The sequence below is a fragment of the Pseudomonas shiyinii genome (assembly GCF_056725765.1).
In genome coordinates this window covers 4,940,513-4,956,809 of record NZ_CM161522.1, presented here as the reverse complement: position 1 = coordinate 4,956,809, position 16,297 = coordinate 4,940,513, and the positions used below count along the sequence as shown (strand labels likewise).

Below are 16,297 nucleotides of genomic sequence, written 5' to 3'. Positions count from 1 at the left end.
GCACGATGGCCTTTTCCAAGCCGTGCGTTTTGCACGATCAGCCTTCGACTTTACGGGCCACTTTCAACAGGTCCGCGTCCACGCCTCTTACGCCGATGATCTGGCGCGCCACTTCGACGGCGATGGTTTTCTGCTCACTGCTGACCACCTCGCCTGAAAGGCGCACCAGGCCTTGTTCGCTGGCCACCTTGAGGTTGAGGCCGTCGAGGTTTCGGCTGAAGCGGTAGCTTGCCTGGATCTTGTCGACGATCCAGTTATCGCTCGGCTGCGGCCCGGTCGGCGCATCCACGGGTTTTTCCCGGGCCTTGGCCATGGCCGCACTGTCCAGGCTGACCAGGTTGTTGACCAGGTGCACCCCTTCGGTGGTGCGCGCCAGCACACCGGCAAGCTCCTTGGCCTCGGCGCTGTCGACCTTGCCGCGTAAAGTCACCACACCCTCACGGCTCTCCACTTCGATCGGTGCCTTCTCGGTGACCGTGCTCCAAAGCAATCGGGCGCGTATGACCGCAGCCAGCGTCGCGTCCTCCAACCGCTGGGCATAGGCGCGCAGTTCCAGCGGGCGCTCGACGAGTTGGGAGTTGACCCGCAGCTGGTTGTCGACCTGCTCGATACCACGGGTCGCCAAGGCGACATGCTCGGCCAGCTGGCGCTCCACCTCGTTCTCCACCTCGCCGGACAGCGTGGCTTTGGGCCCATCCACAGCCACCTCGATACGGAACGGGTTGAGCACCCGGTTGAGCGACAGAGCCGTTTGCAGCGCACCTTCGAGGTGGGCGTTTTGCGCGGTATCGGCCAAGGCAGGCGTAAGCATGGGCAACAACAAGGCTGCCAGCAGGGCGGTTCGAGGGAATACAGGCATGGGAGCACCTCCTTTCGTGGCAAAAAATTGAAAATCGTCGCAACTGCCATGCCAGTCGAATGGTCTGTCAAAACGCCCGATCTGTTTCGCATCGGTGAACGAACAGGCCAATGGCTAGCATGCAAACGACAGATTCCTTCAGAATGGACCATGCAACTTGCCCGATTTTTCCGACACTAATTGAGATCAATCCCGAAGGAGCGTAGGAAAATGGAATCAGCCCAGGACAACCAAGGCCGCATTCTGCTGGTGGATGATGAATCCGCAATCCTGCGAACCTTCCGTTACTGCCTCGAAGATGAAGGCTATAGCGTGGCCACGGCCAGCAGCGCTGCCCAGGCCGATGCCTTGCTGCAGCGCCAGGTGTTCGACCTGTGCTTCCTCGATTTGCGCCTGGGCGAAGACAACGGCCTCGACGTACTCGCCCAGATGCGCATCCAGGCCCCCTGGATGCGCGTGGTCATCGTGACAGCCCATTCCGCGGTGGACACCGCGGTGGATGCCATCCAGGCCGGCGCCGCCGATTACCTGGTCAAGCCATGCAGCCCGGATCAATTGCGCCTTGCCACCGCCAAGCAGCTGGAGGTCCGCCAGCTGTCGGCTCGCCTGGAAGCGCTGGAAGGCGAAGTACGCAAGCCCAAGGACGGCCTGGACTCCCACAGCCCATCGATGATGGCAGTACTGGAAACCGCCCGGCAGGTGGCGAGCACCGATGCCAACATTCTCATCCTCGGCGAGTCAGGCACCGGCAAGGGCGAACTGGCGCGTGCCATCCACGGTTGGAGCAAGCGAACGCGCAAGGCCTGCGTGACCATCAACTGCCCGTCGCTGAATGCCGAACTGATGGAAAGCGAACTGTTCGGCCATACCCGCGGGGCCTTTACCGGTGCCAGCGAAAGTACCCTGGGGCGGGTCAACCAGGCCGACGGCGGCACCCTGTTCCTCGATGAGATCGGCGATTTCCCCCTGACCTTGCAACCCAAGCTGCTGCGTTTCATCCAGGACAAGGAATACGAGCGGGTCGGCGACCCGGTCACCCGCCGCGCCGATGTCCGCATCCTTGCCGCGACCAACCTCAACCTCGAGGAAATGGTCCGCGACGGGCGCTTCCGAGAAGACCTGCTCTATCGCCTGAACGTCATCACCCTGCACCTGCCACCGCTGCGTGAGCGCAGCGAAGACATCCTAACCCTGGCCGAGCGCTTCCTGGCCCGCTTCGTCAAGGAGTACGCACGCCCGGCCCGGGTGTTCAGCGACGAGGCGCGCACGGCGCTGCTCAACTACCGCTGGCCCGGCAACATCCGGGAACTGCGCAACGTGGTGGAACGGGCGAGCATCATCTGCCCACAGGAACGGGTGGAAATCGCCCACCTGGGCATGGCCGAAGCGCCCACCAGCAACGCACCGCGTATCGGCGCCGCCTTGAGCCTGGACGAGCTTGAGCGCGCGCACATCGGCGCGGTCCTGGCAGCCAGCGATACCCTGGACCAGGCGGCCAAAACCTTGGGTATCGATGCCTCGACCCTGTACCGCAAGCGCAAGCAATACAACCTATGAAATGGCCGATGAAGCTGCGTACGCGGCTTTTCCTGAGCATCTCGGCGCTGGTCAGCGTCGCCTTGCTTGGCCTGTTGCTCGGGCTGGTGAGCGTGGTGCAGATGGCCACCGTTCACCAGCGGCTGGTGGAGGAAACCACGCGAACATTGGAGATTGGGCTGAAGCTGCGGCAAAACCTCGGTGAGCAGTTGACCCTGATTCTCGACGAAAACACCGACTCTCGCAGCCTGCTGGCGTTGCAGGAAGACTTCCAGTCCCTGCTCAACCAGGACCTGGCCGAAGGCGCAGAACGTACCGCTTTCAGCAAGACCAGCAGCAACTACCAGGCGTTTCTCCAGGCCTACCGGGACAGTACGGCACCCGCGCGAAACATGAGCCCCGACCTGCCGCTGGGAGCCGCCTTCCACCAGGTCCGCAACGATCTCATCGACTCCCACAGGCAGGCCCTTGAACACATCACCAGCGCAGAGGCCCATACCCGCGATCGCGCCTTGCTGGTCAGTGGTTTGCTCAGCCTGCTTGGCCTGGCAGTACTGGTACTGGGGTTCGCCACCGCACACAACATCGCCCAGCGCTTCGGCCAGCCGATCGAGGCGTTGGCCAAGGCCGCCGACCAGGTCGGCCAAGGCAACTTCGATGTCACCTTGCCGATCACCCAGGCCAGCGAGCTCAACCAGCTCACCCGGCGCTTCGGGCTGATGGCCGATGCCTTGCGCAAGCACCAGGCTACCAATGTCGATGAATTGCTGGCCGGCCAGCAACGCCTTCAGGCAGTGCTCGACAGCATCGACGACGGCCTGCTGATCATCGACCGCCAGGGTTGCCTGGAGCACCTGAACCCCGTGGCCCAGCGCCAACTGGGCTGGGACGCTGGCCGAGTTGGCAGCGGCCTGGCCGAGGCCTTGCAACGCCCCGAACTGGAGCAGCAACTTCGCCAGGTCCTGCGCGGCGGTAGCCTGGACCGGCCGCCCGATGACCTGAGCATCGAAATAGACGAGGAGACCCGGCTGCTGACCTACAGCCTTACGCCGGTCTGCCATCCACAGGGGCCGATCCTGGGCGCCGTGATGGTGCTGCATGACGTCACCGAGCAACGTGCCTTCGAACGGGTTCGCAGTGAATTCGTCCTAAGGGCCTCCCACGAATTGCGCACGCCGGTCACCGGCATGCACATGGCCTTCGGCCTGCTACGCGAGCGCGTGAGCTTTCCACCCGAAGCGCGGGAGAACGACCTGCTCGAGACCATTGGCGAGGAAATGCAGCGCCTGACCCAGCTGATCAACGACCTGCTCAACTTCTCCCGCTACCAGAGTGGCCTGCAGAAGCTGGAGCTGGCCCCTTGCGCCATCGACCAGTTGCTCGAGCACGCTCAGGCGCGCTTCGCCGAGCTGGCCGCGCAGAAGGAGATCGAGCTGTTCATCGACCTGGAGTCGCCTTTGCCACGTATCCAGGCGGATGTGGCCCAACTGGACCGAGTATTGGACAACCTGCTGCACAACGCCATCCGCCATACCGCCAGCGGCGGGCGCATCCGCCTGCACGCGCGGCGGCATGCCGAACGGGTGATCATCGGGGTCGAGGACAACGGCGAAGGCATCGCCTATGGCCAACAAGGCCGAATCTTCGAGCCGTTCGTCCAGGTCGGTCGCAAGAAGGGCGGTGCCGGGCTTGGCCTGGCCTTGTGCAAGGAAATCGTCCAGCTGCATGGTGGCCGCATGGGCGTGTACTCCCGGCCTGGGCAGGGCACCCAGTTCTACATGGCCTTGCCTGTCTAGTGTGGTGTTATTTGTGAAACACCACACTCGGCTACCTGCGATTGCGCCGCTCGCGGGTGACCAGCACGGTGAACTGGCGGGCGGTGAGTGGATGGGCGAACAGCCAGCCCTGGCCGTAATTGACCCCTTCGCTGTTGAGCAGTACCGCCTGATCTTCGCATTCGATGCCCTCGGCGATCACCCGCAAGTGCAGGGAATGGGCCATGCGGATGATGTGCGGCGCTACGCCACTGCTCGCCGCATCGTGGCCCAAGGCATCGACGAAGGCCTTGTCGATCTTCAGACAGTCCACCGGCAGGGTCTGCAAGTAAGCCAGGCTGCAGTAGCCGGTGCCGAAATCGTCGATCAGCACCTGATGGCCCACGGCCCTCAGGGCCTGCAGGTTGTTACGCGCCACCACCACATCGATCAGGCCACGTTCAGTCACTTCGAAGGCTATCTGGCTGGCAGCCACCCGGTGATGCGCCAGCAGCCGGGCCGCCACCCGGCCGATACGGGGGACCATGACATCGCACGCCGCGAGGTTCACCGAGATATACAGTTCAGGGTTGGCCCGCAGCAACTGGCTCAACTGCTCCAGTACCCGCTGCAGGACGAAGTCGGTTATCTGGCGGATCTGCCCGGTGTTCTCGGCCAAGGGGATGAACAACTCCGGGCTGGTCAGGGTGCCATCGGGCCGTAGCCAGCGCACCAGCGCCTCGGCACCGACGCAGCGCCGGCTGTTCAATTCGAAGATCGGCTGGTAGAGCACCTGCAACTCTCCCCGGCGCAGGGCGTTCTGCAATTCCGAACTCATCGATCGCCGTTGCAGGATCAGCTGCAGGACCAGCCAGCCGATGCAGCACGCCAACACCAGGCTGCCAGGGAACAACAGCCAAAGCATACCGTTCATTTTCAGAGGCAGGCTTGCTCGCGGCGCGATCAGCACCAGTTGGTAGTCCGGCGATTTGGTCTGCATGTAATAGAGCAGCCGGTCATCCTGTTCCACCAGGGGCTGGCGCGACGGCGGCGGCCAATCAGCCGCCGGCGGCCAGCGCTGGGGCGGGCCAAGCACCGGGATGGCGCGGCTGCCGTGGTCGAGGACCACCAACACGCTACTGCCCAGGGGCAGGTCGACCACATCGGTGAGGTGCCCCCGCGAAGTGGAGACCAGGAACTTGCCCCGGCCAAGCATCAACGCCGCCAGGTTCTCGTTGGGCTCGGTGGAGGTATTGAGCCAATAGCTGTAGGTCGGCCCTTGGATGTCCGGGGCCCGGAACGGCTCGATGGCTCGTTCACCGCCGCGGTTGGAGCACGCTTCGGTACCATCGACGTACGCCGCCTCGTAGATGAAGCGCGAACTCAGCCCTACTTGCTGCAACGCGGCGATCATCGCGGCATCGCAACCACGCAACGGTTGCGCCTGGAGCTGGTCGACCCCTTCGCGCAGTTGCCCGAAGATCTGTTCCAGCCGCTCCAGGAAACGCTCGCCCCGGGCATTCATCTGCGCGCTTTCGTTCTGCTTCACCTGCTGGAAGGCCACGCCGAGGCTTGCCGTGAGCAACAGGACGGCGCTGGAAAATGCGGCCAGCCCAGCCAGCATCCAGGGACGGTGGAAAAATTGACGCAGTGCCGCAAGGAACGCTGACATCGCAGACATCCAGTTGATTACCAAGAGGTATAGCAACTGTGCACGCGGTCAGCGTTGCCGTTGGGCGCAATCCCGGCCCGTTCTGGGCAATAACCGATCAGCGCGTGCGGTTGAGCACCTGCAGCATGGCGGCGGTCTGGGCGTCAGGCATGCCATCGAAGCGCTGCGGGCGGAAGCGCATTTGGAAAGCCGCGATTACGTGACGGGTGGACACATCCAGCTCGCCGGTCTGGTCGATGGCGTAGCCGAAACGTGCCAGCTGCTGCTGATACCAGGTGATCGTCGGTGGGTTGACGCTGAAGTAGGCCTGCTGGCGAGCCACCGCATTGGCCTCTGGCCACACGCCCAGCCCAGCATCGGCCAGGCGTTTCCAGGGGAACATAGGCCCCGGGTCGAGCTTGCGCAACGGTGCGATGTCGCTGTGGCCAATGATGTGCCGGGGGTCGATATTGTTGCGCTTGACGATGTCCTTGAGCAGCGCGATCAACGCCTGGACCTGCGCCTCGCTGTAGGGGTGCCAGACTCGCCCGTTGGGCGTGTCGGTGTAGCCTGGGTTGACGATTTCAATGCCGATGGAGCTGGAGTTCAGCCAGGTGCGGCCTTGCCATTGGCTATCGCCGGCATGCCAGGCCCGGCGGCTCTCGTCGACCAGCTGGTAGACCGTGGCCGGCCCGTCGCCGATCAGATAGTGGCTGCTAACCTCGCCATGGGTCAGCAGGGCCAGGGAGCGTTCCAACGAAGCGTTGGTGTAGTGCAGGACCACGAACTGGATACGGCTGTCGTGGTTGACCGAAGGGTGATTGCGGTCGATGCGCAAGCCAGTGGAACAGCCCACAAGCAACAAGAGCAACAGCCCGCCAAATAGCGTTTTCATGAAAGAGGGCACATCAATGATTGCGTAAGCGCTACAGTATAACGTGCCCCCTGGTCCGGTGCTTCAGTAAGCGACCATCAGCGGGTGCACATGACAAGGAATTCCAGCGAGTTGTCACCGCTGCTTCCGTTCTTGTCGACCAATTGGGTCATCACATCGACTTTGGCCACCACGGGTTTACCGATGACCTTGGCCTGCCCATACAGCTGCCGGTCGTAATCGCTCGCATCGATGGGGGACACACTGCAAAAGCCGGGGTCCTGGTGAACGATACGCTTGTTCAGATGAAGCTTGTACAAACTGAAGTAGTTTGGCTGAGGCTGGTGCTCGACCTTCACGATCCATTCCGGCCATTGCCGAAGAACCGTACCATCCGCCGCCACATGGGCGGTGAACAGGTGTTCCTTGGCCACTACGGAAGTCTGAATACCCAGACCGATTACCAATGCTGCAAGCCCTTTGGTGATTTTCATCAGCTACTCCTGTCTGATCAACGCGCCGTCGCCTGACCATCAGGCATACGGCAGGCAATTGTCAGACCGAGACAGGTGTCAGCTGCAGTACATATCTATGCCTGTTCCACCCGGTTGCGCCCCTGGTCCTTGGCGCGGTAGAGCGCGGCATCGGCACGCTTGAGCACCTGGTCGGCGCGCTCACCGACGCGGAACGCACTGAAACCGATGGAGGTGGTGATGACCACCCGTTCTCCCTTGAAGTGGAACGGACAGGCCTCGACCGTCGCCCGCAGCACCTCTGCCAGCTTGGCGCCGACCTCCGGAGCGGTCTGCGGTAGCAGCAGAACGAACTCCTCCCCGCCGAAACGGGCAATGAAGTCCTGCCCACGCAGGCGTTTGCGCAGCTGGCCCGCGACGATCTTCAGCACCTTGTCCCCGGCCAGGTGGCCATAGCTGTCATTGACGCGCTTGAAGTGGTCGAGGTCGAGGATCGCCATCAGCAGGTTGCCGCCTTGGGTCTGCCATTTCTTCACTTCCTGCTCCACACGCTCCGACCAGGCCGCGCGGTTGGGCAGGCCGGTCAGGGGGTCGAGCAGAGCCTTCTGGCGCTGCTCCTCCAGGTGCTCGCGATAGCCGTGGGCTTCCTGCTCCATGTTCTGCACGCGCTCGGCCAGGCCTTGCAGGCGGCTCGCCAGCTCCTGTTCACGGCGGTCGCGCTCGTGCTGGTGTTCGTCCATGGTGGACAACAGGCCTTCCAGGCGGGTTTCCAGCACGCGCTTGAGGCTACCCAGGTCAGCCGCACCCTGGACGCTGCTCTGCAGCCCGTCGACCTGCTCACGCAACTGGTGATCCAACTGGCGGGCAGCGCTGCTGTTGTCGGCATGCCCGGCACTGGCCTCGTGCAGATGGCTCTGGAAGGTGGCCAGGCGTTCGTTGAGCTGTTGCAGGTAGGCCTCGAATTCATGCTGGCCACTGTCGGTGATCGCCAGCATCAGCACGGCCAGGTCATCCAGTACCGGGATCAGCTCGTACCAGTTCAGCCCCCGTGACACCCGCTCACGCATGGCCTGCGCCTGGGCCTTGTAGGGCTCCGGCAGGCTCAGGTCATCGAGCAACCCGATCAACGTCTGCTCGATGTGCATGGCAACCATGCTGTAGGGCGGTTCGACGGCATCGGGCAGGGCGAAGGAGCCCTCGCCGGGGTCATCCAGAGTTGTCATCGGCAAGGCCTCTGGCGCCTTGACCTCGACCGGTTGCGGTTGCAGCTCTGGCGCCGGGGGCTGGGTGGCAGGTGCCAAGACCATTTCCTCCGAGGGCGTCATCGGGTCGATGGGCTGCGCCTGCGCGTCTGGCTCGTCCAATAGGGGGGTTGGCTCTTGCGGCTCAGCCAAACGTTGCAGGGCATCCACGTCGACCGGAAGTGAAGGTTCACTTGGCGGTTGAGGCGCGGGGTCGACATGAGTGACATCTACCGATGCGGCGGCGGACTCCGCCTCGGCCTCCCGGCCGCCAAACAGGCGCTGGAGAAAGCCTGGCCGTATGTCTTCGTCCGCCCGTTGCAGCGTGCTCAACGCCCGCCCCTGCAGGCCACTGAGCTCGCCCAGCAGGGGCGGTAACTCGCGGGATTGGCTGACACCCGCCTCGAGCTTCTTGGACAGCTTTTTCAGCGGGCGAGCCACCTCGCCGGGCAACGACAGGCCCTGCAGCTGATCGACCAACGCGGTCAGCGCCTCGCTGACCTGGGTCATGCGCGTCTCGCGGCGCTGCTCGGAGTCGAGCACGGCCTTTTCCAGGCGTGGCAGCAGCCCTGCCAGGCCAGCATCCATATTGTCGCTGCGGATGACTTCGCGCAGCTCCTTCATGCACTGGTCGACAGTCTTGTCGCTACCCTCGGCCGCCAGGGTGCTGCGCACCAGACCACGACGCAACAGGTCCAGGCGAGCCTCCCAGCGGCGCTCGAGCTGCTCTTGTCGTTCAATGCTCTTGAGGTACTTCTCTTTCCAGCGCTCGCCTTCGTCTGTCATGCCTGAATCCGCGAACCGGTGATGGCAACTAGCCCAAAACCGGCAGCGTATCCACAGTCAATGCATCAGGCAAACGAATCTCGACGGCAACCGGAAGGTGATCGGAAATCGGCTGGGCCAATACCTCGACCCGCTCCAGGGTCAGGCTGGGGCTGAGCAGGATATGGTCCAGGCAACGTTGCGGGCGCCAGCTGGGGAACGTGGCCTCGACCTGGGGGGCGACCAGCCCAAGATCACGCAGCGGCGAATGCTCGAGCAGGTCGGTGGCGTGGGTGTTCATGTCGCCCATCAGCACCTGGTGGCGATAGCCGCCGATCAACTCGCGCACGTAGGCCAGTTGCCGGGCACGGGTCTTGGCGCCCAGGGCCAAGTGCATCATTACCACGATCAGGGCATCGTCGCCCTCGCCGAAACGCACCAGGATCGCACCGCGACCGGCTGGGCCGGGCAGGGGGTGGTCTTCGAGGTGCTGGGGCTTGAGCCGGCTGAGCACACCATTGCTGTGCTGCGCGAAACGGCCCAGGTTGCGGTTCAATTGCTGGTACCAATAGGGGAAGGCACCGAGCTGGGCCAGGTGTTCGACCTGATTGACATAACCCGACCGCAGGCTGCCGCCATCGGCTTCCTGCAAGGCCACCAGGTCGAAATCGGCGAGCAGATCGCCGATTTTCTGCAGGTTGCCGGCACGCCCGTTGTGCGGCAGCAAGTGCTGCCAGCTGCGGGTCAGGTAGTGCCGGTAGCGCTCGGTGCTGATGCCCACCTGGATATTGAAGCTGAGCAACCGCAAGCGCCCGTCCTCCGGCAGGCCAGGGGCCTGCAGGTGGTGCTCGTTGACCTGCGGTTGTCGCAGGCCAACCAGGCGGGTGGACCGAAAGCGGTTCATGGGAACGCCGCTTACTTGGCGGCGCGCTCCTTGGCGATCAGCTGGTCAGCAACGTCCAGTACGCCTTCCGGCCCGCCGGCGGTACCCAGGTCGAAGCGGTACTTGCCGTTGACCACCATGCTCGGTACGCCGGTGATTTCGTACTTTTTCGCCAGGTCCTTGGCCTGCTGTACCTGGCCTTTGATGGCGAAGGAATTGAAGGTGGCGAGGAACTTGTCCTTGTCCACACCCTGGGTAGCCAGGAAGTCCGCCATTTCCTCAGGCTTGGTCAGGCGCTTGCGCTGGTTCTGGATGGCATCGAAGACGGCGGCGTGCACCTTGTGCTCGACGCCCATGGCTTCGAGGGTCAGGAACATCTGGCCGTGGGCATCCCAAGGGCCGCCGAACATGGCCGGTACGCGCTTGAAGTGGACGTCGGCCGGCAGTTTCTCGGCCCATGGATTGATGGTCGGTTCGAAGTGGTAGCAATGCGGGCAGCCGTACCAGAACAGCTCGACGACTTCGATCTTGCCCGGTTCGGAAACAGGGACAGGGTTGCTCAGCTCGAAATACTGCTGGCCCTCGACAGGCTCCGCAGCCTGGACGGCGGTCATTCCGAATACGCTGGCGGCGACCAGCGCAGCGCTGAGAATCAGTTTACGCATGCTTTACTCCTGAGCAGTCATTGGTCGCCTCGACGCGACCGGTACTGTGACCGGCCGGGAAGGGCTCGAGTTCTCTAGTGTACGGCTACGGACGGAAAAAAGGACGGCCCGAGCCGCCCTTTCATCTTTGCCGCACAGCATTAACCGAATGTTAATGCATGGGCCGGTTCGCGGGTAAAGCCGCTCCCAAGGTACAGCGCCAGCCTTGTAGGAGCCGGCGTGCCGGCGATAGGGCCCCACAGGCCTCAGTGCAGCCCCTGGATATAGCTGGCCAAGGCCTCGATGTCCTTGTTGCTCAGCTTGCCGGCGATCGAGCGCATGGTCATGGCATCGCCGTCGTTGGTGCGATTTCCTTCACGGAAGTCGGTGAGCTGCTTGGCCACGTACTGAGCATGCTGGCCGCCCAAGTGCGGGAAACCGGCCAGGGCGATGCCAGCGCCGTTCGGCGAGTGGCAGCCCGTGCAGGCCGGCATGCCTTTTTCCAGGTCTCCGCCGTTGAACAGCGCCCGGCCACGCTCGACCAGTTTCGGATCGGCTGCGCCGACGCTGCCTTTCTGGCTGGAGAAATAGGCAGCGATATCGGCCAGGTCCTGGTCGCTGAAGTTGGCCAGCATGCCGGTCATTTCCAGCACGGTACGCTTGCCGGACTTGATGTCGTGCAGTTGTTTTTCGAGGTAGCGCTGGCCTTGGCCGGCGAGTTTGGGGAAGTTCGGCGCCAAGCTGTTGCCATCGGGGTTGTGGCAGGCTCCACAGACAGCTGTCTTGGCCTGGCCGGCAGCAGCATCGCCTTTGATGGGTTGCGCAGCATTGGCCGCACCTGCGACACCCATGGTCAACAGCAGACTCACGAATAGTTTGTTCATCAGCTAATCCAACACGGCTAGGGGTGAAATGTTATGTATCGGGGCTGCCGCTCATCCAGAGGATGAGGTTGCGGTAGTCCTCGTTACTGCAATCCATGCACAATCCACGCGGCGGCATAGCCTTGAAACCCTGGGTAACATGTGCCACCAGTGTCTCCATGCCTTGCGCCAGCCTGGGTTCCCATGCTGCCCGGTCTCCCTGTTTGGGGGCCTGGGGCAACTGGCCGACGTGACAGGCCGCACAGGTGCGGTTGTACAACGCCTCGGGATCCTGTGTAGCCTGAGCGCTGAAAATCGGCAGGAACAAACCGACAGCAAGCAGCCATTTCGCCATGCGCAACGACCTTTCAGGGTTGGGGGCCGCGCTGCGTTCTGATGCGCGAGCTATTGTTCGACACCCCATGCACATCACCCTACGCCGGGATAATGCGCACACAAAAACTGGGGCATTATATACTTCCGCCATCCAAACGGAAACGACACCGCTTGCCGCGCCCAATGCCTGAATGGCGGACCTTGGCAACACCCACATCGGATATCCCATGCAAGTCAAAAACCCCATCCTCGGCCTCTGCCAGAAAGCCAAATTCGCCCTCAGCGCCGCCAAGGTCGAACAATGCCCTCAAGACCAGGGTTACGAGGTGGCTTTCGCCGGCCGTTCCAACGCCGGCAAATCCAGCGCCCTCAACACCCTGACCCATGCCAGCCTGGCGCGTACCTCCAAGACCCCGGGTCGCACTCAGTTGTTGAATTTCTTCAGTCTGGACGATGAACGGCGTTTGGTCGACCTGCCGGGCTACGGATATGCAAAAGTGCCGATTCCACTCAAGCAGCACTGGCAGCATCACCTGGAGGCCTACCTGGGCAGCCGCGAGTGCCTGCGTGGGGTGATCCTGTTGATGGACGTGCGTCACCCGATGACCGATTTCGACAAGATGATGCTCGATTGGTCCAAGGCCAGCGCCATGCCCATGCACATCCTGCTGACCAAGGCCGACAAACTCACCTTCGGCGCGGCCAAGAACACGCTGCTCAAGGTGCAATCGGAAATCCGCAAGGGCTGGGGCGACGGGGTGACCATCCAGCTGTTCTCGGCCCCCAAGCGCATGGGCCTGGAAGAAGCCTACGGCGTGCTGGCCGAGTGGATGGAGCTGGAAGACAAGCCTGTCATTTGAAGGTTTGCTCGTAACCTATGGGAGCGGGTTTACCCGCGAATGCGGCGGTGCATCCGACATCGCATTCGCGGGTAAACCCGTTCCCACAGGGTTCTCTACAAGCCACAAGTCAAATTCCGGGCAAAAAAAACCCCGGACTTCGTATGGGGAGGGAGAAGTTCGGGGTTCAAGTCCGGACCGCTAGGGCGGGGTCCGGGTATCTGCCAACACTTAACACAACATAGGAGCATCGAAAGGCTTCACCAGCCATTCAGTTACTCTGAGTCCCGGTTCACCGGTTTAGTTCCAAGGCCCTGGAAACTATTTGCGATAGTTTCATGAACCTTGAGAACCCCTGGCACTGAGCCTTCGCGGATCCACGACACCACGTCGCAGATCCTACCCTGCCTTCAGGCTCCGATTCAGTGAGCTTCGTCCCAATTCGAACCAACACCTACTTCCACCAGCAGCGGAACGTCCAGTTGCGCGGCGTTGCTCATGTACGGGCGGATCTGTTCCTTCACCTGCTCGAGCAGGTCCTCACGCACTTCCAGCACCAGTTCGTCGTGCACCTGCAGGATCACTCGCGCATCCAGGCCGCTGTCGGTCAGCCAGTTGTCCACTGCCACCATGGCGCGCTTGATGATGTCCGCTGCGGTGCCCTGCATCGGCGCGTTGATCGCCGTGCGCTCGGCGCCCTTGCGCAGTGCCGGGTTCTTCGCGTTGATGTCCGGCAGGTACAGGCGCCGGCCAAAGAGGGTTTCGACGAAGCCCTGCTCGGCGGCCTGGGCACGGGTACGTTCCATGTAGGCCAGCACGCCTGGGTAGCGAGCGAAGTACCGATCGATATAGTCCTGGGACTGCTTGCGGTCCACGCCGATCTGCTTGGCCAGGCCGAAGGCGCTCATGCCATAGATGAGCCCGAAGTTGATCGCCTTGGCGCTGCGGCGCTGGTCGGTGGTCACCTGCTCCAGCGGCACGCCAAAGACTTCGGCGGCGGTGGCGCGGTGCACGTCCAGGTCGTTGCGAAAAGCGTGCAGCAAACCTTCGTCCTTGGCCAGGTGGGCCATGATGCGCAGCTCGATCTGCGAATAGTCGGCGGCCAGCAACTTATAGCCAGGGCTGGCGACGAATGCCTGGCGGATGCGCCGGCCCTCGGCCGTGCGCACCGGGATGTTCTGCAGGTTCGGGTCGCTGGAAGACAGACGCCCGGTGGCAGCCACGGCCTGCTGGTAGGAAGTGTGGATACGCCCGGTGCGCGGGTTGATCTGCTCCGGCAACTTGTCGGTGTAGGTGCTCTTGAGCTTGCTCAAGGAGCGGTACTCCATCAGCACCGTCGGCAGCGGGTAGTCCTGCTCGGCGAGCTCCGCGAGCACGGCCTCGGCGGTGGAGGGCTGGCCCTTGGCGGTCTTGCTCAGCACCGGCATGCCCAGCTTGTCGTAGAGGATCACCCCAAGCTGCTTGGGCGAGCCCAGGTTGAACTCCTCGCCCGCCAGGGCGAAGGCCGTGCGCTCGAGCTCTGCCATCTTCACGCCCAGCTCGGTGCTCTGCACCTTGAGCAATGCAGCATCGACCAGTGCGCCCTGGCGCTCGATCTTGGCTAGCACCGGTACCAACGGCATCTCGATGTCCATCAGCACCGGCTGCACGCTGGGCGTCTTGGCCAGGCGTGCCTGCAGGGCATGGTGCAGGCGCAGGGTGATGTCGGCGTCCTCGGCAGCGTAGGGGCCGGCCTTGTCCAATGGGATCTGGTTGAAGGTCAGCTGCTTGGCACCCTTACCGGCGATGTCCTCGAAGGCGATGGTGCTGTGATCCAGGTACTTGAGCGCCAGGCTGTCCATGTCGTGGCGGGTGGCGGTGGAGTCGAGCACATAGGACTCGAGCATGGTGTCGTAGGCCACGCCCCGCATCTGGATACCCTGGGTCGGGTCGCCACCGATGGCGCAATTGGCCAGGATGTTGATGTCGTACTTGGCGTTCTGGCCGATCTTGCCTTTGACAGGGTCTTCCAGCAGCGGCTTGAGGGCCAGCAGCACACTGTCACGGTCCAGCTGGGCAGGCGCGCCTTCGTAGTCATGGGCCAGCGGCACGTAGGCGGCTTCGTGTGGCTCGACCGCGAACGACAGGCCCACCAGCTTCGCCTGCTGGGCGTCCAGGCTGGTGGTCTCGGTGTCGAAGGCGAACAACGGTGCCTGACGCAGCTTGGCCAGCCAGGCCTCGAAGCGCGCCTGGTCGAGGATCGTCTCGTACTTGGGTTCGGCCTTGGCCTGCGGCGCTTCCAGCGGGGCAATGGCTTCGCCCGCCTGGGCGGCGTCGCGCTGCACCTCGGCGATCCAGCTCTTGAACTCCATCTCGGTATACAGCGCCAGCAGGGCTTCACGGTCGGGTTCGCCGCACACCAACGCCTCGACCTCGATATCCAACGGCACATCGACCTTGATGGTCGCCAGCTCATAGGACAGGAACGCTGCGTCACGGTGCTCCTCGAGCTTGGCCGGCAGGCCCTTGGCGCCGCGGATCGGCAGGGCGGGCACCTTGTCCAGGTTGGCGTACAGCTCGCTCAGGCCGCCGCCGATACCGGTCAGCAGCCCGACTGCAGTCTTCTCGCCAACGCCAGGCACGCCGGGAATGTTGTCGACCTTGTCGCCCATCAGGGCCAGGAAGTCGATGATGTGTTCCGGGCCGACACCAAATTTCTCGTGCACGCCAGCCACGTCCAGGACGCTACCGGTCATGGTGTTGACCAGGGTAATGTGCCCGTCCACCAGCTGCGCCATGTCCTTGTCGCCGGTGGAGATGACCACCGGTCGGCCTAGGGCCGCGCTGCTACGCGCCAGGGTACCGATGACATCGTCGGCCTCGACCCCTTCGACGCACAGCAGTGGGTAGCCCAGCGCCTTGACGCTGGCATGCAGCGGCTCGATCTGCACCCGCAGGTCGTCAGGCATGCTGGGGCGGTTGGCCTTGTATTCGGCGAACATGGCATCGCGGAAGGTGCCGCCCTTGGCGTCGAAGACCACCGCGAACAGGCTGTCCGGATACTGCTTGCGCAGGCTCTTGAGCATGTTCAGCACACCCTTGACCGCACCGGTGGGCATGCCCTTGGATGTGGTCAGCGGCGGCAGCGCATGGAAGGCGCGGTAGAGGTAGGAGGAACCGTCCACCAGGACGAGGGGCGCTTGGCTCATGAGGAGAATCAACCTTTTCGGCAGGTCCGGCGCTAGAATAGCGGGAACAATTGACGACAAAGGGACAAGGTTATCATGCGTACACTCAATCGCCTGTTACTGCTCGGTCTGTTGGCCACCATGCCGGTCGTCATCCTGGCGGCGGAAGACGCCCCATCGGCTGATCCCGATGTGACCATTCGCACGGAAGGCGACAAAACCATCCAGGAGTACCGGCAGAACGGCTTCCTGTATGCGATCAAGGTGACGCCCAAGCACGGCAAGCCTTATTTCCTGGTACGCGCCGATGGCTCCGAAGGTAATTTCATTCGTTCCGACCAGCCGGACATGCTGATTCCGTCCTGGAAGATCTTCGAGTGGTAATCTGAGGCGTACCGTTCTTATCAACCAG

The 16,297-nt window shown here is 63.0% G+C and carries 14 protein-coding genes; 4 read left to right on the top strand and 10 right to left on the bottom strand.

Features of this window, described 5'->3' with window-relative positions; all coding sequences use genetic code 11:
* Positions 1-37 precede the first annotated feature (37 nt).
* Entirely contained in the window at positions 38-859 is an 822-nt protein-coding gene (locus tag ACXHGZ_RS22470) for a BON domain-containing protein (RefSeq protein ID WP_480461646.1), read from the bottom strand.
* Between the two features lie 210 nt (positions 860-1,069).
* Here ACXHGZ_RS22470 and algB point away from each other — a divergent pair, with 210 nt between their 5' ends.
* Both algB and ACXHGZ_RS22460 read left to right on the top strand, forming a co-directional pair.
* Positions 1,070-2,416: a sigma-54-dependent response regulator transcription factor AlgB gene (gene algB, locus ACXHGZ_RS22465; RefSeq protein ID WP_480461644.1), complete on the top strand. Its 1,347-nt coding sequence runs from the start codon at positions 1,070-1,072 to the stop codon at positions 2,414-2,416.
* The gene (locus ACXHGZ_RS22460; RefSeq protein WP_480461643.1) at positions 2,413-4,191 is read left to right on the top strand and encodes a KinB sensor domain-containing domain; all 1,779 of its coding nucleotides are present in this window, start codon (positions 2,413-2,415) and stop codon (positions 4,189-4,191) included. Before algB ends, ACXHGZ_RS22460 begins: the two co-directional genes overlap by 4 nt.
* A 31-nt stretch (positions 4,192-4,222) precedes the next feature.
* Here ACXHGZ_RS22460 and ACXHGZ_RS22455 read toward each other — a convergent pair whose 3' ends face one another.
* From ACXHGZ_RS22455 to ACXHGZ_RS22420, 8 genes are all read right to left on the bottom strand, one after another.
* On the bottom strand, positions 4,223-5,821 hold the full coding sequence (locus ACXHGZ_RS22455) for an EAL domain-containing protein (protein WP_480461642.1): 1,599 nt from the start codon (positions 5,819-5,821) through the stop codon (positions 4,223-4,225).
* A 97-nt stretch (positions 5,822-5,918) separates the two neighbouring features.
* Entirely contained in the window at positions 5,919-6,695 is a 777-nt protein-coding gene (locus ACXHGZ_RS22450) for an N-acetylmuramoyl-L-alanine amidase (protein WP_084855174.1), read from the bottom strand.
* Positions 6,696-6,772: 77 nt separating this feature from the next.
* Positions 6,773-7,168: a hypothetical protein gene (locus ACXHGZ_RS22445; RefSeq protein ID WP_480461640.1), complete on the bottom strand. Its 396-nt coding sequence runs from the start codon at positions 7,166-7,168 to the stop codon at positions 6,773-6,775.
* Between the two features lie 95 nt (positions 7,169-7,263).
* On the bottom strand, positions 7,264-9,174 hold the full coding sequence (locus ACXHGZ_RS22440) for a GGDEF domain-containing protein (RefSeq protein ID WP_480461638.1): 1,911 nt from the start codon (positions 9,172-9,174) through the stop codon (positions 7,264-7,266).
* 28 nt (positions 9,175-9,202) lie between these two features.
* Positions 9,203-10,057, bottom strand: coding sequence for an endonuclease/exonuclease/phosphatase family protein (locus ACXHGZ_RS22435; RefSeq protein ID WP_084855177.1), 855 nt, complete (start codon positions 10,055-10,057; stop codon positions 9,203-9,205).
* An 11-nt stretch (positions 10,058-10,068) separates the two neighbouring features.
* Positions 10,069-10,701 carry a thiol:disulfide interchange protein DsbA gene (dsbA, locus tag ACXHGZ_RS22430; protein WP_224457541.1) on the bottom strand — a complete coding sequence of 211 codons (633 nt, stop codon included), beginning with the start codon at positions 10,699-10,701 and terminating at the stop codon, positions 10,069-10,071.
* Positions 10,702-10,946: 245 nt separating this feature from the next.
* Positions 10,947-11,564, bottom strand: coding sequence for a c-type cytochrome (locus ACXHGZ_RS22425; protein WP_224457540.1), 618 nt, complete (start codon positions 11,562-11,564; stop codon positions 10,947-10,949).
* Between the two features lie 31 nt (positions 11,565-11,595).
* Positions 11,596-11,898, bottom strand: coding sequence for a c-type cytochrome (locus tag ACXHGZ_RS22420; protein ID WP_480461636.1), 303 nt, complete (start codon positions 11,896-11,898; stop codon positions 11,596-11,598).
* Between the two features lie 208 nt (positions 11,899-12,106).
* On the opposite strand from ACXHGZ_RS22420, the gene yihA reads away from it, so the two are divergent.
* A complete protein-coding gene (gene yihA, locus ACXHGZ_RS22415; RefSeq protein ID WP_224457539.1) occupies positions 12,107-12,739 on the top strand; it encodes a ribosome biogenesis GTP-binding protein YihA/YsxC in 633 nt (210 codons plus the stop codon).
* A 401-nt stretch (positions 12,740-13,140) separates the two neighbouring features.
* Here yihA and polA read toward each other — a convergent pair whose 3' ends face one another.
* Positions 13,141-15,906, bottom strand: coding sequence for a DNA polymerase I (polA, locus tag ACXHGZ_RS22410; RefSeq protein ID WP_480461635.1), 2,766 nt, complete (start codon positions 15,904-15,906; stop codon positions 13,141-13,143).
* A gap of 75 nt (positions 15,907-15,981) precedes the next feature.
* Between polA and ACXHGZ_RS22405 the strand changes: the two genes are divergently transcribed.
* Positions 15,982-16,269 (top strand): DUF2782 domain-containing protein, encoded by a 288-nt coding sequence (locus ACXHGZ_RS22405; RefSeq protein ID WP_480461634.1) that lies wholly within the window; start codon positions 15,982-15,984, stop codon positions 16,267-16,269.
* The last annotated feature ends 28 nt before the right edge of the window (positions 16,270-16,297 follow it).